Here is a 23,024-nt window from a genome sequence, read left to right as displayed (position 1 = left end):
CTTAATTATTGTCTATTTATGAGGAATTAGTGGTTAATGTAACGAAAAATTAATGCTTTTCTAGTCAAAATCCAGGAGTTTTACAGTCAGTTTTTTACCTGATTTCTGCATTCTTGACAAATTATGTATGTTTTAGCACCCGACGAGCTAATTTAACGTAGGTTTTTACCGTGGTGGAAGACAGAGATACTTATGCAGCAATCAATACTCTGACACTAGGACTCGGTACGGTAGGGCATAACGGAACTTACGCTACAGGAGATTTGCTCTCATAGGCGGTTGGTGCAAATCTCCTCTCTAAGTTGTAAATTGTCAATTCTGCAAATTAGCTACAACCTTGGGATCTAAAACAAGACGTGAACCACTTTTATCAACATGATAAGTCCAGAACTCTCGTTGTACCTTAACTACAACTTCCCAACCCTCAATCGGATCATATTGTTGGGTACAGACTTCACCAAAATTAAACACACAGGAATTACTAAAAGTTTTTTGTACACTACGCACAACTTTGATACCTAAAGTTTCTAAACGAGTACGTTGATAAGCATCACTGAGAATTTTTTCAGTAATTCTTTTTGGTAATTCAGCGCCTTCAACAGCTTTTATTTTGGGATCAAGAACCATTTGTGAACCCGACTTATTCACATGATAAGTCCAAGATTCTGTTCTTACCCTAATAACTACTTCCCAGCCTTCTACAGGTTTGTAGATTTTGGTACAAACTTCACCAAATTTAAACTCACAGGAATTACCAAATACTTTTTGAGTAGAACGCACAAGAGTAATATCGGATTTATCTACACCTGCACGTTTAGCTGCATCATTAAAAACTTTGTTAGCTATATTTCTAGGTAATTGAGAAACGTTAAAAAAACTAATTTTGGGATCAATAACAATTTCCGATGCTTGATTAACATGATAATTCCAAGATTGTCCTTTGACCTTAACAACTACTATCCAACCCTGAATAGGATTAAATTCCTGAGTACAGAACTCCCCAAACTTAAACCGACAAAGATTACTAAAAGTTGTCGGAGTAACTTGAGAAATTTTTACATCTGTGATTTTCTCACCAGAACGCACAGCAGCATCCTTTAATATTTTACTAGTAAGATTTCTGGACAGCAGATTTTGATTTTGGGCTACAATTGTCTGTCCTGTTTTGGGAATAGCTACAGATGTATTATTGTTAATAATATTTATCCCACCAGTTAACAAACCAGTCAAAGCTAGGGTAAAAACTATTGATTTTGATAATTTACTGTGAGTTTTGAGATTGGATAACATAATCTTTTTTCTGTCTAATCTATAAAAGCTATACATATTGATCTACTGTTTTTATCACGATTTTGTTCCCGAATCTACTAATAATTAAATTTAGATATAACCTGAGAGTCGAGAAAATAGAAAAACTGATGTAGTTTTTGCGCTCGCTGGTACTCTTACATCCTATGTTCTAAAAACTTCTTTTTTAAAGCTATAAAAGCAGGACAAGGGTCAGCATCTTGGACATTATTCGGTTTACTCCAAGTAAAAGGTGCTTGTTTAGCCGCAGACATCCATAATAACTTTTTTGCCCTGGTCATGGCAACATAAAGTAAACGATATTCTTCTGCCATTTTTAAATATTTTGCATCCTCCGCAGCTTGGTTAACATTGGGTATATTTTCTCCGTTTTTATGGAGTGCAGCCCGAATTTGAGCGCGGGCAACTTCTGGTAAAATAAAATCGCCTAAAAATTTACCTTGAGGAGGAAGCCAAAATCTCCCAGGAATTAAATTTTCATGCAAAAAAGGCAAAAATACATAATCCCAATCTAAGCCTTTAGCTTTGTGCATGGTGATAATTGTTAATTGACCTTTTTTAGTATATTGTGCTTCTACATTTTCTGGATCAACTGGTTCAAACCTTTCAGAATTAACAATTTCACTTAAAGCTTTTAACATTGCATCCATGGAATTATTGCCAATCAGTTGTATATTTACCCTCTCAGCTAATTTATCCGCTGTCGCTAATTCTGTTTGGTCATATTTTAAAGTTAAAGCTAAAAAAGAAATTATATGATAAGTGGGTAATTCTAACTTAGCACGTAACAAACTACGACATAAATGGGCAGCGGTTTGTACTATTTCTGATTGGGGTTTGGTTAAAGGACTAGGATATAAAAATTCTTCTGGTACAATGGCTAAAGTGTTAATATCTTGAGTGGGAATTAACCTCCGTTTAACTAATACATTTAAAGTTGCTTTTAAGTAATCAGGTGAATGGGGGCGATCGCAAAATTGCAATAATGATAAAATCTCTTGAGGAACATGAGAACGTCTTTCTTGTTCTCCCACATCATAGAGTTTAATCTTATTTTCTTGAAATATCGGTTTTAAAGCTTCAGCTAACCATCTACCTTGGCGATTTTCCCTTACTAACACAGCACCACAAGCTTCTGAATTATCCTGAAATAACTCAATAACTCGCTGGGAAATTAACTCAACAGTATGCTTAATATCACTTGGTGTATATAATTCTAAACCTTTACCGACTGCTGGCGGATTTGCATTTTCTTGAGGATCATTAACATTAACAAGCTGAATTTTTTGTTCTAAAAATGGTTTTTCTCTATATTTATTTTTAGCTAACCATTGACTTAACCCTTGACTATTTATCCACTCTAAAGCAAAATTAGCCGCATCAATAATAATCCGACTACTACGACCAGCTTGATTCATAGTAGCTAGTCTTTGATCATTTTCACAGCTTTTACAAAACTCACGAAAATAAATCGGATCAGCAGGAGTAAAAGTAGAGTTAATTGCTTGATTTGGATCACCAACTCTGACTAAATTAAGTATTGATTGATCATCGGTTGCTAATGTTTCTAAAAGTTGTGTTTGAAGTTGACTAGAATCCTGAGCTTCATCTTCAAAAACTGCAAAAATTTTGTTTTTCTCATTCCTGAGAGTTTCCTTATTTTCTAATACCTTCAATGCAGCCAAAATCATATCATCATAATCATAAAAATCCTCTAAATACATAATTTTTTGGTACTCTTCATACAGTCCTGCTGACATACGTAAAATCTGATAATTATTCTGGGTTTTCTCACTCCATTCATATAATTTCGATGGTAATATTCCTGAACTTTTAGCTTCATGAATTACCGTATAAGCTAAATCTGGTAATATTTCCGTTCTTAGCACTGACTGACGACGTAATTTTTCTGTTTCTTCCCCATCAAACTGTTGACCTTCTAACAATCTGTGATACATTTCTGGATGTTTATTTATCCATTCTTCCACTGCTAAACGAATAAAACGATGACTTTGGTTAGGAGTAATTAATGTGGCATTTTCTAACTGTAATCCCGATAAATCAGGATAACGACGGGCAATATCAAAAGCTAAACCATGTAAGGTATAAACATCAAAACCTGTTTGTGGTAAAGATAATTCTTTTAATTCCTTGCGGATTTTAGCTTTTAAATTAGCAGCAGCGGAACGAGTAAAAGTAACAACAACTAACTGACGAAAATTTTTATTATCTGTATTTTCAGCAAGAATATATTGACGTGCTATAGCTATAGCAGCAGCAGCGGCCATCCCCGTAGATTTACCAGCACCAGGAACAGCAGATACAGCAAGTGGGCCTGTTTCCCAGTCGGCCATCTGGGTTTGTCCAGGTCGCAATTTATCCCGAATTTTGTTAATGTTTTCCCATAACCTAGTTATAGATGATGCTGTAGTCTCCGCTGTTTCTAGATGAGCTTCTGTATCTGTAAAGTTATCTTTTGACATAATTCCAGGTTCTAATTTTATCTTTTATTTTGACGATGGTGTAAAAATGTACAATATTGATTTATGATTTATTTGCATTTATATTTTGACATTTTCTCAACCAGATTTCTAAGATGTGAGGCTAAAGTAAACCATAAAATTCATCCAACCATCTGCGTTTATCTGCGGTTATTTTTTCTCTATGACCTATACACAAATTACGGAATTATGAACCACTCCACACATAGAATAACAAGATAAATACTTCATGAAAAATTATCAAACTTACATCTATTTAACTGCTGTGATTCTCTTGGGAACTGTACTACGATTTTGGCATTTAGATTTAAAATCACTCTGGTTAGATGAAATCATTACCGCTATTTTTAGCTTGGGTAGAAATTACAGTGATATACCTTTAGATGTTGTTTTTCCAATCCAACAATTACCAGAAATTTTTACTTGGCAGCCTGGAGTTAGTTGTTCAGAAATTGCTGAAAATTTGGCTAATGATTCTACCCATCCACCATTGTTTTTCTGTGGAATGTATGGGTGGTTAGGATGGTTAAATTCATGGGATATAAATTGGGTGATAAAATTGCGGTTTCTCCCTGCTTTATTTGGTGTAACTTCTATCATAGCAATGTACAGTGTTAATAGTATTGCCTTTTCTAGTAAATCTGGAATTATGGCAGCATTATTAATGGCTTTATCACCTTTTGCTGTTTATCTATCCCAAGAAGCAAGGCACTATACATTACCTATGCTTTTAATTATTTTATCATTATTTTTCCTGATTAAAATTCAACAAGATATCTTTTTAAATCATGATTCTCGATTTCGATTTTGGTTATTATGGGCAGTTATTAATAGTATTGGGCTTTATATTCACTATTTTTTTACTCTCTCTCTCAATGCGGAAATTTTTACTCTGTTATTACTAATTTACCGAGTTAGAGAAAAAATCATTAATTTCCCAAAAGTTTGTTTATATTTCATTCTTTCAATTAGCACTATTATTATTGCTTTCATTCCCTGGGTACTAATCATATTTAGCCATCTTCGTAAATCAGAAACCAACTGGTTACCATCTCCTCAACACGTTGAACCGATTTATCAAACTTTACTCAACTGGGTATTAATGATTATTACTCTCCCAGTGGAAAACCAAACTTTAATTATTCAAGTTATTTCTGGTTTTTTAATGGTGACATTTACCCTCTGGATGGGATACAAAGTTTTTAAAAATCTGGTTTCTTTATGGTTTAATCATACAACACATTTTTCTATCTTCACGTTTAGTAGTTTCATCTTTTTTGTCTTATTGCAATTCTTTGTTATTGCCTATTTTTTAGGTAAAGATATTACGATTGTTCCTCGTTATAGTTTTGTTTATTATCCTAGTTTCTGCGCTCTCTTCGCAGTTGGGTTGGAAAAACTAAAAGTTTCCAAATATATATTTTTAAGTGTTGGCATAATTAGTTGTATTTTTGTAGTGAACAATCTCACATTTCAAAAACCATTTTTCCCAGATCAAGTTGCTAGAAATATGAATTTAGAACCTGATATACCGTTAATGTTAGTTATAAAATATGATAATTATCAAGATGTAGCTGGAGGTTTAAGTTTTGCTGTAGCTTTAGAAAATGAAAGAAGTCATAATCAACAAAATCAAGATAGTTTAGCTTTTATAGATAATTCTTTTGATTTATCTAATCTTGATCAGAAACTGGCTAACTTTTCTACCCCCAACAAATCTCAATTTAATTTATGGTTTATTGGTTCAAGTATCAGAAGAGAAAACTTTGCTCCAGAGTTTGCTATAACTGCAAAAACTATGTGCAATATAGACACTAACCACTACCACCGCACTGGCCGCTTTCCCTATCAATTATATCGGTGTAATTATAGGTGACAGGTGAAAGTTTTTATTAATTACCTTTTCCCCAATCACCAAACATTACTCATCAATTTGCCAAGCATCTTTAGTAAATTCTTCATCGAGAACCTTCTTAGGACGTAAAATAATAATTATTTTCCCTAACAAAGTGTTTTCTGGTGCAGTTTCAAACCATTGAAAATCAACTTCTCCAGAATTATCAAATGCAAAATAACTGGAAGCATCCCAATCTGTTTGAGCGCGATCTATTACTACTAAAACTGGTTCTATTCGAGTTTGGGTAGGACTGGGAAAAATATCACTACTGGCAATAATTACTACTGGATCTTCTGATGCTCTTAATATTTGCCAACCAGGTAAAGATACCAATGCTTGTTCCCCAGCAAATTTGACTATTTTAAATGGTTCAACTTCCGTAATTATGGGTACACTTTGAACAGCTTGGGGTGTTAGCGGTAATTCTCCCACCACAGGTACGATTCTGGGCAATTCTTCGTCTGATTCTAGGCGGAAAAAGGGCAGAAGTGGAGCAGGACGTTGGGGAACTACGGTAAAATCTGTTAATAGTTGTTCTATTTGTTTCCTAGCTGTGGGGGAATTTACAAAGCGCAAACCCTTAGCAATTAAGCGTGATCTCTCTTGTAAATCAGAGTTTTGTCTAGCTAATTTCCAAACTTGATAAGCTACTGCATCCCCTGGATGGTTGGTAAAACCTTGGGGGGGAGTAGAAAACCGAGAAAAATCTTTAATTGCTTTAGCAACTTCCCGCGCTTCGTCTACATCTAGTTTATGGTAAAAAATCAAATCAGCAGCGGTAGCTCGGTCTTCTTGAGTTAGTAACCGCAGTTCATAGAGAATATCACTAGCTCTTTGACCATAATATGCCAGGGTATCTGCTGATGCACCAAACTTTTCTAAAGAACTGTAAACCTGAGCGCCAACAATTACCTGATTTTGTTGAATTGGCTCAAATCCAGTCGCTTCAAAGATTTCCTGGGGGTTATAAGCGCTTTTTTGTAGTTGGGCGATCGCATGACCCCATTCCACCCAATTACCTTGTTTTTGTCTAAGTTTGACTAATAGTTCCTGTGCGGTATCATTAGTAGCATTCTCAGTATCTTGAGTGTTAGATGGTAGTTCAGTCATAATCGGAAGTGCAAGCTTAAATTTAATATGGTGATTAGTAAATTTTTAACAATTGATTTTATCTACTGGTAGCATTAGCTTAAATTTGCCTACCATATCAATCAAGGTGTAACTAAAATATGTTACAGCTTAATCTGAACAGCAAGTATTATTTTCATCTCTCACTATCTGCATAATTAATAGTGAAAGTCTCAATCTCAATATTATGTTCAGCATTACTCGGTATGGAATATAACAAAAGTGTCAAGAGCAGATAAAAGAACTTATGGATAACCAAAATTTAGAAATTGAACAAGTACGTTCTCAGTTAAGTAGTCGAACTCGTGCCAAAAAAATGAAAATTTTAGTCGTTGATGATGAGCCAGATAACCTTGATCTACTCTATCGTACCTTTCGTCGTGACTTTAATGTCCTCAAAGCAGAAAGTGGTGTCACAGCTTTAGAACTTTTGGAGGAAGAGGGAGAGGTAGCGGTAATTATCTCCGATCAAAGAATGCCGGAAATGAAAGGAACGGAATTTCTCAGCCGGACTTTACCCCAATTTCCCGATACAGTCAGAATTATCCTCACAGGTTTTACTGATATTGAAGATTTAGTAGAAGCTATTAATGCTGGTCAAGTTTTTAAGTACATTACCAAACCTTGGGACTCTGGAGAACTCAAGGAAGTGGTACAAAGAGCGGCAGCAACCTATGATTTGCTTAAACAAAGGACAGAAGAATTACGCCGTGCTAATAGTCAAATGCAACTTTTGACTGTTTTGGTGGAAGTTACCCAAGCAGCTTCTAGTTCCGAAGACATTCTTGCTCCCATCGCTAAAGCCTTTAGTAAAAGTTTCCATACAGATGGCTGTATTGTCCAACTTATGGCAAGCAATAGTCTAATTGAAACCCAAGGTATTTACAGTAAAGCTAGTGTTGTAGAAAACTGGCTATCAGAAGATCCATTAGCAACAGCAGCGATCGCCACAGGTCAAATTCAATCCTCTTTAAATATACCTCAAGACCCTAATCTTAATACCCTTGGTCACTACCTAGCAGCTGGAGTCCAAGCCCATTTAGTGATCCCGATTATTTATCGAAAAAAAATGTTAGGAGTATTATCACTACAGTGGCAACAACCTTGTAATTTAAGGGAAGATGAGCTGAAACTTATTCATTTGTCTGTACAGTTAGTAGCGATCGCCCTTTCCAGTAGCCAGATCACAAATAACAGATAAAAACTAAAAACTAACAATTGACAAACAAAAATCCAAAATCGAATGACCAATAACCCACCACCCATCAATCAAGAAGTCCGTGAAATTTTTAACCGCATTGCCCCAGTTTACGACCAACTCAACGATTGGTTAAGTCTGGGACAACACCGCATCTGGAAAGAAATGACAGTCAAATGGAGTGCGGCTAAACCAGGAGATACTTGTTTAGATTTGTGTTGTGGTAGTGGTGATTTAACTTTTCAACTAGCCCGTCGTGTAGGACATACAGGAACAGTTTATGGTGTAGACTTCTCCTGTAACTTACTCGCCGCTGCCCAAGAACGCAGTCAAAAATATTACCCCCAACCCCCGATCACTTGGATAGAAGCTGATGTCCTCAAATTACCCTTTGAAGACAACCAATTTGATGCCATCACCATGGGTTATGGTCTCAGAAATGTTAAAGATATTCCTCTTAGTCTCCAAGAAATTTATCGCGTCCTTAAACCCGGAAAAAAAGCAGCTATTTTAGATTTCCATCGTCCTAGTAACCAAATTTTCCGCACGTTTCAGCAGTGGTATTTAGATCATCTCGTCGTTCCCCTAGCCACTAATTTAGGTGTAAAAGACGAATATGCTTATATTAGCCCCAGTCTCGACCGCTTCCCTAGTGGTAAAAAACAAGTCGAGATATCACAACAAGCAGGTTTTGTCAACATCACACACTACCCCATTTCTAACGGTATGATGGGAGTGTTAGTAGTTCATAAATCGTAACCCTCTAATCCAAAATACTGTGGATTGGTCACATCTCTGGCTTTATGTATCGCCCCCAATTTTGGGTGGAATTATCGGCTATTTCACCAATGATATAGCCATCAAAATGCTATTTCGCCCTTATCGCTCTATTTATGTATTTGGGCGCAGAGTACCTTTTACTCCCGGATTGATTCCCCGTAATCAGGAACGGTTAGCAAAAAATATTTCTAATACTATTATGGGGTCTTTGTTAACCCCAGAAGAACTACAAAAACTGGCCAAGCGACTTTTAGAAACAGAACGGGTGCAAAGTGCTATTCTCTGGCTATTGCAACTAGCAATTGAGCAAGTTCAGGGAGATACAAACCAAAAAAGTATCAAAGTTGTCGCCAGTATTTTGCGAGATTTATTAGGAGAATCTTTACCCCGTCTCCTCAAAGTTTTGGCACGACAAGAAAATTTTTTAGAAGCGCAAATTAACCAGATTTTTGACCAAGTATTATTAGAATTTCAACTCACTGAGGAACAGGCTAAACGGTTAGCTGACTGGTTGTTAGAAGCAGGTTTACCACCAGATGTTCTCAGACAAGCTGTAGTAGATTTTTTGACAGATAAGACAATTCAAACTATTGACGACAACCTGAGAGAAAAAACTAGCGGTACTTATTGGGTTGTAGCGAATTTATTCGGTGTACGCAATACTTTGACCCGATTAAGAACCTTTTGCTTAGATGAAAAAGAGGCCACTAATGAAAGATTGCGGGAACTCATCCAAGACTTGCAAATGCGCGATCGCCTCAAAAAGCTGTTCCAAGATTTATCTTTCCAAAATTTACCAGTTGGTACAGTTCGTCAACTCAGGAAAACCACCAGAGAAAGTGTGCGTAATTACCTACAAACCAGTGGTGGCAATTTGTTACAGGAATTAACTGAGTCAGCGGACTGGGAAAATATTTCAGTATTATTGCTAAATCGCTTACAAAGTTCTCCAGTAGTTAATACTTCTTTGGAAGTGGTATCCCAAGAGTTAGCCCTAATTTTAGAAAAGTATCTGGAAAGAGATTTAGAAGCTATAGTTGCCCAAATCATCCCCATTCTCTCCATAGATCAGGTGATTGTTGACAGAGTAAAATCTACCTCCCCCGCTGATCTAGAAGCTGCCATAGAAGGAATTGTCAAAAATGAACTACAAGCAATTGTTACTCTAGGGGGTATTTTAGGTTTTGTGGTGGGAACATTTCAGGTAGGACTATTATTATTGAATAAATTTTAATTAAGGAGACAGAAGAGGGATAGTTAATAAAAAAACATAGCTGATTTACGGTTACGTAAATCAGCGTTAGTTGAGATTTATTTAGTTTGTTATCCTCAGAGTTTACCTGAGTTATTTATTCAGTTTTTAACCAATGAAGGGGCATTCTAAAGAATTTATCTTTAGCCCCTTCCCTAATTTCAAAAGAATAGGTTTTGTTGATGTTACTCAACAAAGCCACCTGGTGTCTTTTGAATTCTAAGAGGTCAAATTGACGAGCAATTGTTGTTAACTAAGCTCAAAGTCAATAGATGAGAAGCTGGTTTTTACTACTGTTGTGGGTACAGTTAATTTGGCTGTACTTGAGACCAGATAGCAGCAACTTCTCAAACCGATTTTAGATATCACCATTGACTTGCATTTGATGCACTTGATCAGCCAATTCTTGACGACCTTGATCATCTAGCTTATCAATTGCCAACATCCCCATGAGGATAACCTCTTTCAATGTCAAACGGGTAGAATGTGCCTGTTTTTGCACAATCTCTTTGATTACTGGACTGACTCCAATTGCGGTACTAGCTCTAGCCACGTAATTAAAAGGAAACATTAACGACTTCGCATAAATCTTAGCACTTTTAACGACGTTATTGTATACAGAATAAAATTTAATATTTTTTTATTTAATGTTATTTTTTATACTGCAAGTAAGTATAAGCCCATCCTTTAGAGAGATTTTTATACACTCATAAGGAAAGTAAAATTTTCCTGAATTCAGCTAAATCAGGCTGTCATAAGGAAAAGCAGTGAATACTTACAAGGACATCAAAAACGATGCAAGAACCATATCTGTTGGCTGCGAGCTTGTTAACGGGATTAGCAATACCAACATCTGCTTTGCCAAAAGTGCCAAATATCCGCCCAGAAAATACGGACTTTTTGGGAGATTTAAAACAGCGTTCACAACTGCCAGTCGGTGAAAAAATCATTCCAAAAGTTGACATTTCTTTACCAGAATTCAGTAGTCGAAATTTTTCCAAACCAGAAAATTCTCTTTTAGCAGTAACTCCGAAGAATACATCCTGGCCAGAATTTAGTCAATCAGTTCTCTCTCCATCAAAAACTGCCCCAACCCAGGAGAATAAAAATAGTTCAAATCTGGACATATTACTGGCACAATTGGCAAATGATACCCAGCCAAAAGCCGGAAAAACATCATCAAACCTCAGTTATCAAACCAATCAGTTAATTCCTGTCTCTGGAAGTCAATTGTACTATCTCCGATTGGCATCCCTAAAAACCGGTCAAATATACACTCGTTTGGACAACGATGATTTACAGCCTTTATGGAAGTCAGCCAAAAAACAAAAGTTAACTTATCAAGATTGGAAAAAGTTATTAGCGATGGAAGCCAGAGCAATGTCTCAAGGACAAGGTACAAATAGGTTGAGTATCTTGGTAGGAGACTCATTAAGCTTGTGGTTTCCCAAAGAAAAACTACCTACTGGTAAACTGTGGCTCAATCAAGGAATATCAGGAGATAATTCCACCGGACTGGTAAAAAGATTAACGGCTTTTTCCACAACTAGACCGGAAGTTGTTTATGTGATGATTGGCATTAATGACTTACTCAAGGGTACGAGTGACCAAACTATTTTAATTAACTATCGGCGGATGCTTCGCAGCTTACGATATAATCACCCCAAAAGTCAGATCATAGTCCAGTCAATTTTACCTGTTCGTCGTCCTCAAGTCTCTAATCAACGTATCCGTCATCTCAACGCCCAGATAGCCTTAATTGCCAAACAGGAACAGGCTAGTTATCTAAATATTCACAACTGGTTTACAGATTTTGATGGTGGCTTACGTCCAGAATTAAGTACCGATGGGCTGCATTTATCACCAGCAGGATATGATGTCTGGCGAGCAGCCCTAGAGCAGATAGAATATATTGTTGCTCAACGCTAGTACCGCTTCGCAGAATTCAAAAGTCAAAACTAATAGATCGTCAGCTTTTCAGAGATATTGAATTTGCACATGAACGAATCTTCAAATCTGTCACCTGTCACCTGTTTAGTTTTTGGTGCCTACAACTTCCCGATTTAAAACTTGGTTTAATTTACCACTGCGATAACCTTCTAAATCCAAAGTCACGTAGATAAATCCTAAATTTTGAAATGTTGTTACAAGGTTGGGTAAATCTGTCTTGCTCACAAAATCTGCAATTTTTTCTGGTGGTAGTTCAATTCTGGCCGTGTCTGCTTCTGAACGTACCCGTAAATTATCCCACCCCAGATTTCTTAAATAAATTTCTGCTCTACCCACTCGCTGTAATTTGGCTATGGTAATCTCTTCACCGTAGGGAAAGCGAGAACTTAAACAAGGTTGGGCGGGTTTATCCCACCAAGGTAAACCGAGTTGTTGGGAAAGTTGCCGAACTTCGGCTTTGGTAATCCCAATTTCTGCTAAGGGCGATCGCGCACCTCTTTCTTTTGCAGCTTGTATTCCAGGGCGATAGTCTTGCAAATCGTCTGCATTTACCCCATCTACCACGTAAGGATATCCTAACTCTAAAGCCAAGGGCTTGAGTGTGTCGTGTAATTCACTTTTACAAAAATAGCAGCGGTTAACAGGGTTAGATGTATAGTTGGGATTTTCCATCTCATGGGTATCAACTATTTTATGAGCTATACCGATAGTTGCGGCTTGTGCTGTTGCATCTGCTAATTCTTCTGGTAGTAGGGAAGGAGAAACCGCCGTTACAGCTAAAGCGCGATCGCCCAACACATCGAATCCAATTTTCGCTATCAAGGTACTATCAACACCGCCAGAATAAGCGATCAAGGCCTGCTCCATTTCTGTAAATAAAGCTGTTAATTTTTCTAATTTTTCTGCCAACATCATTCTGCTTAAATCCCATCATGCCGATCCATCTAATATTTTAAGCAACTTTGGGGGTTAAAGTCCCCTGCTTTTACAAGCAACGGGTTTTGCGTTGGGCTAAAATCCCCGTTGTAAAACATAATTCTAAATTCTAAATTCTGCTGTATTTAGCTACTATCCCCCCCAAAATTTCTAAATCTATGGGTTTAGAAATATAATCATCAAAACCAGCCGCTAAACAAGTTTCTCTATCTCCTTTCATCGCCATTGCTGTTTGGGCAACTATATGAATATTTTGATATTGGGGATGTTTTCTGAGTTGTTCTACTAAACTCAAACCATTTTCATCTGGTAGAATCACATCCATTAGTATTACTGCTGGATTTATCTGTGGTAAAATATCCCACATTGCTGTGGCATTTTTAACACAAGTCACATGATAACCTAATCTACCTAGATAAATTCGTATTAATTCAGCATTAGCTAAATCATCTTCTACTAACACAATTTCTCGTAAGGAACTGGGAATATAATTACAGGATGGATTGCCATAAACATTGCTTTTTCGTTGCTGTAATTCTAAGTCTTGCTGGGCTTTTGCCTCTATTGCTTCTATAACTTTTCCCGCAGGTTGGAGGGGAAGAATAATAGTAAACTCAGAACCTTGATTTACTTCTGACTCTAACTCTAAATAACCACCATGAATCTGGGCTAATTGTTGTGTCACCATTAATCCTAAACCAGTCCCTTCATTGCTATCAGCACCAGGATCAATAATTTGACTATAGGGACGAAATAGTAAAGATTGGTTTTCTTGGGAAATGCCAATACCAGTATCCCAAACTGTAAACTTCAAATATAAATTTTGGGTTTCTACTCTTAAACCAACACTCCCCGATTTGGTAAATTTAACAGCATTAAATAATAGGTTTAACAGCATTTGCTTGAGTCGCAAAGGATCAGCTAATAAATTGGTAACATCATCGCTGATTTCTAGACATAGTTTCAATCCTTTGTTTGCAGCTTTTTCTTTAACTAAAGCTAAAACATTCTTACATAATATCGGGACATCAATGATTTCCCATTGTACTTCTAGTTGGTTAGCTTCTATTTTAGAAAGATCCAAAATATCATTAATTAGCTCTAGTAAATGTTTACCGCTGGATTGGATAATATGTAAATATTCTTGATGGCGTTGTCTCTCTGGTTCATAACCTTGTGCTAACAATAAATGAGTAAATCCAATAATAGAACTCAGAGGTGTGCGAATCTCATGACTGGTGTTAGCTAAAAACTGATTTTTAAGTTGATTGGTGCGTTCTAATTCCTGATTAAAATTAGCTAACTGTTGACAACGTTGTTGCCAAAATTGGATTTGCCGTAATTGTGCTAATGCTGTATTAAAATATTCGACTGTTCTGTGAATAAATTGCGATCGCACTTCATTAAATGAACACTGATAGTCAACGCAATGAGAGTTTATCTCTGGTTGAGCAATAATCAACCACGTCATGATATTGCTAGAATTATCGCCTAAACGCCACGCAGTTGCAGGTTCTTGATTCTCCATCTCCTGCAAATCTTCTAATTTGATCACAGCGTGTAATTTTAACCCAGGCTTTTTACTTGGTTTGGATTTTGCTAATGGATTGGTTTTCTCCGTTGTTGGTAGACTACAAAGGTAAGAAATCTTGCCTACTAGCTCCTGTGGTTGACATTGGGCAATACCTACGACATACTCGATTAAACCTAGCTTACCGTTATTTAAAGCCTTGGCAACTTCGTTAACTACAGTTTGCATAATTTCTACTTCCGTAGAAATAATTTGTTGTAGAGTATTAACAGATACAAGTAAATCATTGAGGCGACTCTGCAACTGATTCAAGCTACTCTCCAACCACAAGTGATCCTGTAGTTGCTGGTTTGTTTGCAAAAGTTGTGACATTCCATCTATTTGGGTGTTGTGTTCTGGTAAGCTTGAAGACTGCTGCATGGCCAAATGTACCGCCAAATAAATTAAGCTGGCAGGAAATTATAAACTATATTTTATGTATATTAACGGATAAATCTTTTTAAATTGTACAACATAACTGATAGTGTCAATTATAACGCTTAATTAACCAGTTATTTTATTAAATTACACAATTATGTTTTTTCTTCACAAAAACTACAAACGATGGATATACAGCTAATTCAACTAATTATTAACGGTATTGCCGTAGGTAGTATTATTGCTCTGGCAGCAGTAGGACTAACACTCACTTATGGAATTTTACGGTTATCTAACTTTGCTCACGGTGATTTTCTCACCTTGGGTGCTTACCTAACTTTCCTTGTAAATGGCTCAGATGTGAACATTTGGCTATCTATGATTTTAGCCGCAGCCGGAACTGTTACCGCAATGTTACTGACCGAAATATTACTGTGGTCACGAATGAGGTCAATACGTGCTGCCTCCACAACGCTGATCATCATCTCCATTGGACTAGCGTTATTTCTGCGGAATGGGATTATTTTCATCTGGGGAGGCAAAAACCAAAACTATGATCTGCCTGTCATCCCTGCCTTAGAATTTGGAGAATTAAGAGTACCGCAAAATCAATTATTGGTATTAGGTTTAGCCGTATTGGTAATTGTTGCCTTGCATTACCTATTACAAAACACCAAAATTGGTAAAGCTATGCGTGCAGTGGCCGATGATCTAGACTTAGCCAGAGTTTCTGGTATTAACGTTGATAGAGTAATTCTCTGGACTTGGGTAATTGCTGGTACTTTAACTTCTTTAGGCGGAAGTATGTATGGTTTAATTACCGCTGTACGCCCCAATATGGGCTGGTTTTTGATTTTGCCCTTATTTGCGTCTGTAATTGTGGGCGGTATCGGCAACCCCTACGGTGCGATCATCGCAGCTTTGATCATCGGCATTTGCCAAGAAGTTAGTACCCCTTGGCTGGGTTCTCAATACAAACAGGGTGTTGCCTTATTCATCATGATTTTAGTGCTGCTCATCCGCCCCAAAGGTTTATTTAAAGGCACAATTTAAGCAGTCAGCAATCAGCAGTCAGCCTCACGAAATGAAAAAGCTGAACGCTGATAGCTGAACGCTGATAGCTAATTATTGAATGACCTGAAAATAATAAGCTGCAACTAAAAAGTTAACAGCCAACAGTAGCAAGGCCCAACTAGCGCGGAAAACATAGGAAGGTTTAGCAGCTTTACCTTTAGAAGTCATAATTTTGATTCTCCTGATTTGATGACTTTTTAACAAATAGCAAAGATAAGCACCAATTTGCCAGAATCTTTAAAAATGTTTGTGGTTAGTGGGTATTGAGTAGGTCAATTGAGCCGATACAATCTAATCTTCCCCAGCATGATAGGAACTACGAACCAAGGGACCGGAACGAACATGACTAAAGCCCATGTCCTCAGCTATCTTGCCCAGTTCCTCAAATTCCGCTGGTGTCCAGTATTTTTGCACTGGTAGATGTTCTAAAGAAGGACGCATATATTGACCAAGGGTGAGGCGATCGCATTCTACAGCCCGCAGATCCTGCATTGTTTCAATAATTTCTGCTTGAGTTTCTCCATGTCCCAGCATTAAACCCGATTTAGTCATCACACTGGCATCAATTTCTTTAACCATTGCCAAAACTGCCAATGAGCGTTCGTATTTTGCTCCCCGTCGTACTGGGCCTGTTAACCGCTTTACAGTCTCCACATTATGGTTATAACAGGCAGGTTTAGCATTGACAATCATAGCTATCCTTAGCTTTTGACCACTTTCACCCACACCTGCACCACCCCAAAAATCTGGGGTCAGGACTTCTATCAGTGTTTCTGGGTTTAGTTGACGAATTGTCTCCATTGTCTGGACAAAATGACCCGCACCCCCATCAGCTAAATCATCACGAGCTACAGAAGTCAATACTACATAGCGTAATCCCAACAGCTTTACCGACTCTGCCACCTTGTATGGTTCTTCCTCATCAACAGCCATTGGTGCATGACCTTTATCTACCTGACAAAAAGCACAAGACCTTGTGCAAGTCGGACCCATAAGTAAAAACGTAGCTGTTTTCTGGGAATAACATTCTCCCCGGTTGGGACAGCGGCCTTCTTCACAAATCGTATGAATTTGGCGTTGCTTAATGATACGTTGTACAGTAGAAATTTCACTGGCTTTACCAATCGAACGACGTAACCAACTAGGCATAGCCGCAATTTCCGATCTCAGTTCTTGTGAAGTAGTCATAAGCTGTTGATTAAATCATTTTTCATTAACAATAGTTAAGTAAAACAATTAACACAATTTCATTGACACTGGTTTTGGTGAATGTTAGTGTATATTTTAACTATGCCTAAATTTACGGAATTTAACATACAGCACTTCCCTGTGTAATGAGGTATAAGTATTAATCACAAATCCTCCTACTAAAAGGGTTAGTTTGATGTGAATGGTAGTTTAAATATTTTAATCAGAGTAACCCAAAAGCTTTTAGCTCAGGGATAGAGAGTGTTGTATTACACCCTATCGGGATTACTCCCTGTAAAAAAACAGCATGATATAAATGTCCATGCTTTTTGGAACTATATAGTGGGAGAATTCTTAATATCAATCGGCTCACTAGCCATCTAAACTTATAGTCTTTAGTAGAGTAATCAGTCGTGGCCAACAAAATTCTAGTTATTGATGACACCGCAGTTGTCAGAGTAAAAGTAAGAGAAATGCTACCTCCAGGCAACTTTGAAGTATTGGAAGCAAAAGATGGTGTAGAAGGATATGACCTGATCCTCAAGGAAAAAATCAACTTAATTATGTTAGATTTTATACTTCCTAAAATGAGTGGTTGGGAAGTATTCCAAAAAATTCAAGCACAACCAGAGCTAAAAAAAATTCCTTTAGTGATCATGTCTGGTCGTAAGGAAGAAGTAACAGAAAAAATTCCCGAACCATTTGAATATTTTGAATTTCTCAACAAACCCTTTGACCAAAGGCAATTAATAACTGCAATTAAGTCATCCATGGCCAAGGCGGCTAAAAAACCTCGTCCAGAGGCGAGCAAAACGGCAGCAGCAACAGCAACAACAGAAGTAGTAGGAGCAGCATCGGCAGAAGGGGCTTCCTTAGCGGAAATTCAAGCACTAAATGCCAAAATTGCCAAAATGCAAGCAGAAATTGATGGTTTAAAGAAACAGCTTGCTCAGGTTGTGACATTCATTAAACAAAAAATCAAGTAGTTTGAATTTTTGGCTCTATTGTTTTTGCAATTCCCAATACCGCCATCAATAAAAACCATAGAGATAGACAGAACCTGCCATTTTTCATTAATAAGAAGAGAATGGCAGGATTTTTTAAGTGGGGGTAAAAAGACAAAATCTGAGCTTTAAAACTTAACATTGAATTATTCAACTGCTGTATTTTTTCGGTTTCCTAAGAGCTTGTAGGTAATGCAAAATAGTTAGGAATCAGATCAACCAGAAAAAGATAAAGATGTCAAAAGTTATCAGCTAACGATTTATGAACCTATGAACCAAAAAATCACACAATCATTAGATAAGATTGAGATTCCCTTAGAACGGGATGTATTTCTACGTACCCTAATCAGAGAACTATCAGGTACACTCCAAGACATTGTAGGGTTGGAAGAAGCTTCTGGTTTTATCAGCGTAGTTGGTCAAAGCATGGGCAGACAGATAAATCAAGATTATAAATCAGCCTTAGAAGTAAAAAAACTGAGCCGTGAACAAGTAAAAGAGGTTTTAGTAGACTTAAAAAAAAGAATTCAGGGTAGTTTTTATGTGATCGAAGAAAGTCAAGACAAAATTGTCTTTGGCAATCATCATTGCCCATTTGCAGAAAAAGTCATAGACCGTCCAGCTATGTGTATGATGACTTCAAACGTATTCGGGACTATTGCAGCGGATAATTTAGGATACGCTAAAGTAGAGTTACAAGAGACTATAGCCAGAGGTGCAGATGGGTGTAAAATTGTAGTATATCTAAAAACCACTTCCGAATCAGAAGAAACAACAGGTAGGGAATATTTCCAAGGTTTATAATGGTATGAGTATGAAAACTATTAAAAACTGTTTGAAGACAATGCTGTCTCACTCTTAATATTGAATAATAACAGCATGACTCCTGAACAATTTATTGAATTTGCCAGAGTTTTGCCAGAACCTTTACTTTTACTAAATAGTCAGGGAAAAATACTGGCAATTAATCAACCAGTAACAGATATACTGGGATTTACCCGTCAAGAACTGCTAAAAAAAACCATTTTAGAATTGGTAACAGAGCCACCTAGTAAAATTTCAACTTATCTCAAAGCCTGTGCTTCCAGTCGGACAATGGTTTTAGGTTCATTAAATTTACATCATAGCAATGGTAATTCATTAGCTTGTCGTTCTCAAGGGGCAGTAGTTAAACCTTGGTCAGATGAATCTTTAGCTCTAATTTTGCTGCGACTAGAAGAGAGAAAAAACTCCAATGTTAACTTTATTTTACTCAACAAAAAAATAGAAGAATTAGGACAAGAAATTCAAAGACGAAAACAAGCCGAAGAAGCACTATCGAAAGTTAATCATGAACTAGAAAGCAGAGTTGAGGAAAGGACGACCGCTTTAATGGAAACATTAAATGAGTTGCAACGTACCCAAGCTCAATTAATTCAATCTGAGAAAATGTCTAGTTTAGGTCAAATAGTTGCTGGTGTTGCTCACGAAATTAATAACCCTGTTAATTTTATTAATGGTAATATTCCACATCTTGAACAATATATTAAAACTTTACTGAATTTTGTAGAAAAATATCGTGAATATTATCCTGATACTGCTCCAGAATTACAATATTTAAGAAAAATTATGCATATAGATTTCATAGTAGAAGATATCAATAAAATTCTCACTTCTATGAAATTCGGTACACACCGTATTCAGTCAATTGTCAAATTGTTACGTAACTTTTCTAGACTTGATGAAGCTGAAAGCAAAAAAGTTGATATCCATGAAGGTATTGATAGCACTTTAATGATGTTGTCACACCGCTTGCAAGGTAGACATTATCAATATCCAGAAATTCATGTGATTAAAGAATATGGTGAATTACCAAAGATAACTTGTTATCCTTCTAAACTTAATCAGGTATTTATGAATATAATTAATAATTCTATTGATGCTATAGAGGATTTAGTAATTAGTGGTCATTGGTTAAAATCAAGATTACAAAAGACTGGAAATGTAACTGAGAAAATCCAACCACCGACAATTTGTATTACCACTAAATTAATTGATAATAATTGGATAGAGATAAATATTATAGATAATGGTTTGGGAATTGAGCCAGAATTACAAAATCAGATATTTAATCCTTTTTTTACTACGAAACCTGTGGGTAAAGGTACAGGACTGGGTTTAGCAATTAGTTATCAAGTGATAGTAGAAGAACATGATGGTTATTTGACTTGTCAGTCTATACCCCAGAAAGAGACTAAATTTACTATCAAAATTCCAGTTGATAATAGGTAAAGGTAATTGAAAAATTTATAAAATTATTATCAATTACCTATTACCAAAGACTCACCTACAATTTTTCTGCTGGTTCAGGGATAACTAAACTAGCTTGTGTGCTTGTCACTTTTGCTGATTGTAAGATAGGAGTATTAGCTACTGAATTGTTAGCTAAAGTAAATAATGGATTTGACAAAATCCCAGAGATAGTTGTAGCAATCAAAGTTACTATCAACCCAACTTGTAAAGGTCTTAAACCTGGTAAATCCCAACTTACTTGGGGATAGTTTTTCACTACATCAGACATTTCTTGAGGTTCTTTAACTACCATCATCTTCACTACACGAATGTAGTAGTAGATAGAAATAACGCTAGTTACCAAACCTAGCAATACTAACCAGTAAAGGCCAGCTTGCCAACCTGCCCAAAATAGGTAAATCTTCCCAAAAAACCCAGCTAGTGGGGGAATACCACCCAAGGATAAAAGAGAGAGACTTAAAGCTAGTGTGAGTAGTGGGTCTTTTTGATACAAACCTGAGTATTCAGTGATTTGATCTGTACCTGTGCGTAGAGAAAAGAGAATTACACAGGTAAAACCGCACAGGTTCATAAATAGGTAAACTAGCAAGTAGAATATCATGCTAGAGTAACCTGCATCTGTACCAGCAATTAAACCAATCATCACAAAGCCAGCTTGGGCAATGGATGAATAGGCTAACATCCGTTTCATGCTGGTTTGAGCTAGGGCAACAACGTTACCCAAAATCATACTCAAGACTGCAAGGGCAGTAAAAACAAATCTCCATTCGTCAGCGACGATGGGGAAAACTACCGTTAATAGGCGAATTGCCAGGGCAAAACCTGCGGCTTTAGAACCAACGGATAAAAAGGCAATCACTGGGGTAGGAGCGCCTTCATAAACGTCTGGTGTCCATTGGTGGAAGGGTGCGGCGGAGATTTTGAAACCGATCCCAGCAATGACAAAAACCAGGGCAATGACTAAACCTAGAGATTGACCAACATTAGCGGTAGCAATACCTTGAGCGATCGCAGTTAATTCTGTTTGTCCACCGGATAAACCGTAAAGTAGTGAGACACCGTACAAAAACACCGCTGTACTAGAAGCACCAATTAGTAGGTATTTCAGAGCCGCTTCATTAGAACGGGGATCACGCTTGGTATAACCAGTTAACAAATAGGAGGAGATACTCAAGGTTTCTAGAGAGATGAAGATCATCACCAACTCACTAGCACCGGAGACAAACATTCCTCCCAAAGTAGCTGTAAGTAAAATGGCAATGAATTCTGCCAAAGCAGTACCACTTTGCTCTACATAGCGAATAGACATCAAAATTGTCATCACCGCAGACAGAGCGATAATACCGCGAAAGACAATACTGAGGTCATCAGCGTTAAAACCACCAGTAAAGCCGATGGGATTAGTTGAATCCCATTGCAAACAGAGGGCGGCGATCGCAGCAAGTAAACCAGCGATCGCAACATATCCAATCCAACGTGAAGATGTCCGCCCCAAAATCAAATCAACAATCAAAACCCCCAAGAGGGTGATAATGATAATTCCCTCTGGCAAAATCGTTCCAGCATTTAGCTGAGATGCAATATTAGCAAAATCCATGAGATATATAGGTTTTGGCAATTAGAGATTAAGGCTAACTGAGTTAATTCTATCTATACTTGAGTGCTTGCACAAAATAATAGGACTTATATAGCCGGTGACAGGTGACAATCTGAGCTTTGTCAGCAGTTAATGTCCTAACTGCTTTTTGCCTTCTGTCTTCAAAAACAAACAGTCCAGTAAATTACTGAACTGTCAACCTTGAGATAATTTTACCTGGGCAGTTACATAACTTTTAATATTACTGGGAGTAGCCAGAACTACTTTTACCCCAGCTACCACGATTGCCTCTATCCTCACGTGGTCTAGCTTTATTTACTTTCATGGCACGTCCCATCCATTCAGCACCATCTAAAGCGTCAATAGCCGCTTGTTCTTGGGTATCCGATTCCATTTCCACAAAGCCAAAACCCCGTAAGCGACCAGTTTCCCTGTCTGTGGGTAGTTGAACTCGTGTGACAGTACCGTATTCAGCAAATACTTGTGTTAGGTCTTCTGATGTTACCTGGTAGGATAAGTTACCTACGTAAATTGACATGAAACTCTCCAAACTCCATTGATGCAGAGACGTTGATCCGTCGAGCAGCTTGAAATTATTGCTAACAACAAGAACTTAATCGTCGAACTTAACTTCTCAAATTTTTCCCCATGTTAACATAACTGCCAGATAGACATAGGCAAATTTAGCGTTTGTATTCTAATTTCTTTACCTTTATCAACTTTTTGTAATTTTTCTGCTGCTGACTGATAAAATCACCAAATTTATGACTGCTTGGTGCAAGTCAAGTCAACAACAAAAGTATTTGAGCGATCATGAGTCGCCAATTATAGGATAGATAGGTTAAAAAATGGAAATAACTAACAATTATAGCAGGTGACAGGGAACAGGTGACAGAGCTAGAAGTCTTGCAGTGTCTAAGTTTTAGTTCTGCTTAATGTCCTAACTGCCTTGTCCATTGCCATAACTAACA

At 37.1% G+C, this 23,024-nt stretch carries 19 protein-coding genes; 9 read left to right on the top strand and 10 right to left on the bottom strand.

Features of this window, described 5'->3' with window-relative positions:
- Window positions 1-312: 312 nt before the first annotated feature.
- The gene (locus tag WJM97_RS06120) at window positions 313-1,290 is read right to left on the bottom strand and encodes a hypothetical protein (RefSeq protein ID WP_353932155.1); all 978 of its coding nucleotides are present in this window, start codon (window positions 1,288-1,290) and stop codon (window positions 313-315) included.
- Window positions 1,291-1,445: 155 nt separating this feature from the next.
- Entirely contained in the window at window positions 1,446-3,791 is a 2,346-nt protein-coding gene (locus WJM97_RS06115) for an ATP-dependent helicase (RefSeq protein WP_353932154.1), read from the bottom strand.
- Between the two features lie 247 nt (window positions 3,792-4,038).
- Here WJM97_RS06115 and WJM97_RS06110 point away from each other — a divergent pair, with 247 nt between their 5' ends.
- Window positions 4,039-5,685, top strand: a complete 1,647-nt coding sequence (locus tag WJM97_RS06110) for a glycosyltransferase family 39 protein (RefSeq protein WP_353932153.1) — start codon at window positions 4,039-4,041, stop codon at window positions 5,683-5,685.
- A gap of 45 nt (window positions 5,686-5,730) precedes the next feature.
- On the opposite strand, the gene WJM97_RS06105 is transcribed toward WJM97_RS06110, so the two are convergent.
- Window positions 5,731-6,816 carry a RuBisCO accumulation factor 1 gene (locus WJM97_RS06105; RefSeq protein ID WP_353932152.1) on the bottom strand — a complete coding sequence of 362 codons (1,086 nt, stop codon included), beginning with the start codon at window positions 6,814-6,816 and terminating at the stop codon, window positions 5,731-5,733.
- A 265-nt stretch (window positions 6,817-7,081) separates the two neighbouring features.
- Between WJM97_RS06105 and WJM97_RS06100 the strand changes: the two genes are divergently transcribed.
- From WJM97_RS06100 to WJM97_RS06090, 3 genes are all read left to right on the top strand, one after another.
- Complete coding sequence (locus tag WJM97_RS06100; protein ID WP_353932151.1) at window positions 7,082-8,035, top strand: response regulator; 954 nt, start codon at window positions 7,082-7,084, stop codon at window positions 8,033-8,035.
- 63 nt (window positions 8,036-8,098) lie between these two features.
- The gene (gene ubiE, locus WJM97_RS06095; protein WP_353933118.1) at window positions 8,099-8,791 is read left to right on the top strand and encodes a bifunctional demethylmenaquinone methyltransferase/2-methoxy-6-polyprenyl-1,4-benzoquinol methylase UbiE; all 693 of its coding nucleotides are present in this window, start codon (window positions 8,099-8,101) and stop codon (window positions 8,789-8,791) included.
- Between the two features lie 19 nt (window positions 8,792-8,810).
- Entirely contained in the window at window positions 8,811-10,046 is a 1,236-nt protein-coding gene (locus WJM97_RS06090) for a DUF445 family protein (RefSeq protein ID WP_353932150.1), read from the top strand.
- Between the two features lie 376 nt (window positions 10,047-10,422).
- Here the strand turns inward: WJM97_RS06090 and WJM97_RS06085 are convergent, their stop codons facing one another.
- Window positions 10,423-10,635, bottom strand: a complete 213-nt coding sequence (locus WJM97_RS06085; RefSeq protein WP_353932149.1) for a hypothetical protein — start codon at window positions 10,633-10,635, stop codon at window positions 10,423-10,425.
- 224 nt (window positions 10,636-10,859) lie between these two features.
- On the opposite strand from WJM97_RS06085, the gene WJM97_RS06080 reads away from it, so the two are divergent.
- Window positions 10,860-11,993, top strand: a complete 1,134-nt coding sequence (locus WJM97_RS06080) for an SGNH/GDSL hydrolase family protein (RefSeq protein WP_353932148.1) — start codon at window positions 10,860-10,862, stop codon at window positions 11,991-11,993.
- 105 nt (window positions 11,994-12,098) lie between these two features.
- Here WJM97_RS06080 and larE read toward each other — a convergent pair whose 3' ends face one another.
- Together larE and hrmK are read right to left on the bottom strand one after the other, a co-directional pair.
- Window positions 12,099-12,929 carry an ATP-dependent sacrificial sulfur transferase LarE gene (larE, locus tag WJM97_RS06075; RefSeq protein WP_353932147.1) on the bottom strand — a complete coding sequence of 277 codons (831 nt, stop codon included), beginning with the start codon at window positions 12,927-12,929 and terminating at the stop codon, window positions 12,099-12,101.
- A gap of 130 nt (window positions 12,930-13,059) precedes the next feature.
- On the bottom strand, window positions 13,060-14,901 hold the full coding sequence (gene hrmK / locus WJM97_RS06070) for a hybrid histidine kinase/response regulator HrmK (protein WP_353932146.1): 1,842 nt from the start codon (window positions 14,899-14,901) through the stop codon (window positions 13,060-13,062).
- 183 nt (window positions 14,902-15,084) lie between these two features.
- Here hrmK and WJM97_RS06065 point away from each other — a divergent pair, with 183 nt between their 5' ends.
- Window positions 15,085-15,951, top strand: coding sequence for a branched-chain amino acid ABC transporter permease (locus WJM97_RS06065; RefSeq protein WP_353932145.1), 867 nt, complete (start codon window positions 15,085-15,087; stop codon window positions 15,949-15,951).
- A 72-nt stretch (window positions 15,952-16,023) separates the two neighbouring features.
- Here WJM97_RS06065 and psaX read toward each other — a convergent pair whose 3' ends face one another.
- Both psaX and lipA read right to left on the bottom strand, forming a co-directional pair.
- Window positions 16,024-16,140, bottom strand: a complete 117-nt coding sequence (psaX, locus tag WJM97_RS06060; RefSeq protein ID WP_353932144.1) for a photosystem I protein PsaX — start codon at window positions 16,138-16,140, stop codon at window positions 16,024-16,026.
- 123 nt (window positions 16,141-16,263) lie between these two features.
- A complete protein-coding gene (lipA, locus tag WJM97_RS06055) occupies window positions 16,264-17,160 on the bottom strand; it encodes a lipoyl synthase (RefSeq protein WP_353932143.1) in 897 nt (298 codons plus the stop codon).
- 413 nt (window positions 17,161-17,573) lie between these two features.
- Here lipA and WJM97_RS06050 point away from each other — a divergent pair, with 413 nt between their 5' ends.
- The 3 genes from WJM97_RS06050 to WJM97_RS06040 all read left to right on the top strand — a co-directional run bounded on the left by WJM97_RS06050 (window position 17,574) and on the right by WJM97_RS06040 (window position 20,435).
- The gene (locus WJM97_RS06050; protein ID WP_353932142.1) at window positions 17,574-18,146 is read left to right on the top strand and encodes a response regulator; all 573 of its coding nucleotides are present in this window, start codon (window positions 17,574-17,576) and stop codon (window positions 18,144-18,146) included.
- Between the two features lie 288 nt (window positions 18,147-18,434).
- Entirely contained in the window at window positions 18,435-18,968 is a 534-nt protein-coding gene (locus WJM97_RS06045; RefSeq protein ID WP_353932141.1) for a methanogen output domain 1-containing protein, read from the top strand.
- A 75-nt stretch (window positions 18,969-19,043) separates the two neighbouring features.
- Window positions 19,044-20,435 (top strand): ATP-binding protein, encoded by a 1,392-nt coding sequence (locus tag WJM97_RS06040; protein ID WP_353932140.1) that lies wholly within the window; start codon window positions 19,044-19,046, stop codon window positions 20,433-20,435.
- 55 nt (window positions 20,436-20,490) lie between these two features.
- On the opposite strand, the gene WJM97_RS06035 is transcribed toward WJM97_RS06040, so the two are convergent.
- The gene (locus tag WJM97_RS06035) at window positions 20,491-22,053 is read right to left on the bottom strand and encodes an NAD(P)H-quinone oxidoreductase subunit N (protein ID WP_353932139.1); all 1,563 of its coding nucleotides are present in this window, start codon (window positions 22,051-22,053) and stop codon (window positions 20,491-20,493) included.
- 241 nt (window positions 22,054-22,294) lie between these two features.
- Window positions 22,295-22,591, bottom strand: coding sequence for an RNA-binding protein (locus WJM97_RS06030; RefSeq protein WP_353932138.1), 297 nt, complete (start codon window positions 22,589-22,591; stop codon window positions 22,295-22,297).
- Window positions 22,592-23,024: the final 433 nt, after the last annotated feature.

The organism is Okeanomitos corallinicola TIOX110, assembly GCF_038050375.1.
In the GTDB taxonomy this organism is placed as follows: Bacteria; Cyanobacteriota; Cyanobacteriia; order Cyanobacteriales; family Nostocaceae; genus Okeanomitos; species Okeanomitos corallinicola.
This window is presented reverse-complemented; position numbering and strand designations above follow the sequence as displayed.

What these genes read in the sequence shown, in the direction of transcription:
- WJM97_RS06120 (WP_353932155.1), bottom strand. Translation starts at nt 1,290, where the DNA reads ATGTTATCCAATCTCAAAACTCACAGTAAATTATCAAAATCAATAGTT.
- WJM97_RS06115 (WP_353932154.1), bottom strand. Translation starts at nt 3,791, where the DNA reads ATGTCAAAAGATAACTTTACAGATACAGAAGCTCATCTAGAAACAGCG.
- WJM97_RS06110 (WP_353932153.1), top strand. Translation starts at nt 4,039, where the DNA reads ATGAAAAATTATCAAACTTACATCTATTTAACTGCTGTGATTCTCTTG.
- WJM97_RS06105 (WP_353932152.1), bottom strand. Translation starts at nt 6,816, where the DNA reads ATGACTGAACTACCATCTAACACTCAAGATACTGAGAATGCTACTAAT.
- WJM97_RS06100 (WP_353932151.1), top strand. Translation starts at nt 7,082, where the DNA reads ATGGATAACCAAAATTTAGAAATTGAACAAGTACGTTCTCAGTTAAGT.
- WJM97_RS06085 (WP_353932149.1), bottom strand. Translation starts at nt 10,635, where the DNA reads ATGTTTCCTTTTAATTACGTGGCTAGAGCTAGTACCGCAATTGGAGTC.
- WJM97_RS06080 (WP_353932148.1), top strand. Translation starts at nt 10,860, where the DNA reads ATGCAAGAACCATATCTGTTGGCTGCGAGCTTGTTAACGGGATTAGCA.
- larE (WP_353932147.1), bottom strand. Translation starts at nt 12,929, where the DNA reads ATGATGTTGGCAGAAAAATTAGAAAAATTAACAGCTTTATTTACAGAA.
- hrmK (WP_353932146.1), bottom strand. Translation starts at nt 14,901, where the DNA reads ATGCAGCAGTCTTCAAGCTTACCAGAACACAACACCCAAATAGATGGA.
- WJM97_RS06065 (WP_353932145.1), top strand. Translation starts at nt 15,085, where the DNA reads ATGGATATACAGCTAATTCAACTAATTATTAACGGTATTGCCGTAGGT.
- psaX (WP_353932144.1), bottom strand. Translation starts at nt 16,140, where the DNA reads ATGACTTCTAAAGGTAAAGCTGCTAAACCTTCCTATGTTTTCCGCGCT.
- lipA (WP_353932143.1), bottom strand. Translation starts at nt 17,160, where the DNA reads ATGACTACTTCACAAGAACTGAGATCGGAAATTGCGGCTATGCCTAGT.
- WJM97_RS06045 (WP_353932141.1), top strand. Translation starts at nt 18,435, where the DNA reads ATGAACCAAAAAATCACACAATCATTAGATAAGATTGAGATTCCCTTA.
- WJM97_RS06040 (WP_353932140.1), top strand. Translation starts at nt 19,044, where the DNA reads ATGACTCCTGAACAATTTATTGAATTTGCCAGAGTTTTGCCAGAACCT.
- WJM97_RS06035 (WP_353932139.1), bottom strand. Translation starts at nt 22,053, where the DNA reads ATGGATTTTGCTAATATTGCATCTCAGCTAAATGCTGGAACGATTTTG.
- WJM97_RS06030 (WP_353932138.1), bottom strand. Translation starts at nt 22,591, where the DNA reads ATGTCAATTTACGTAGGTAACTTATCCTACCAGGTAACATCAGAAGAC.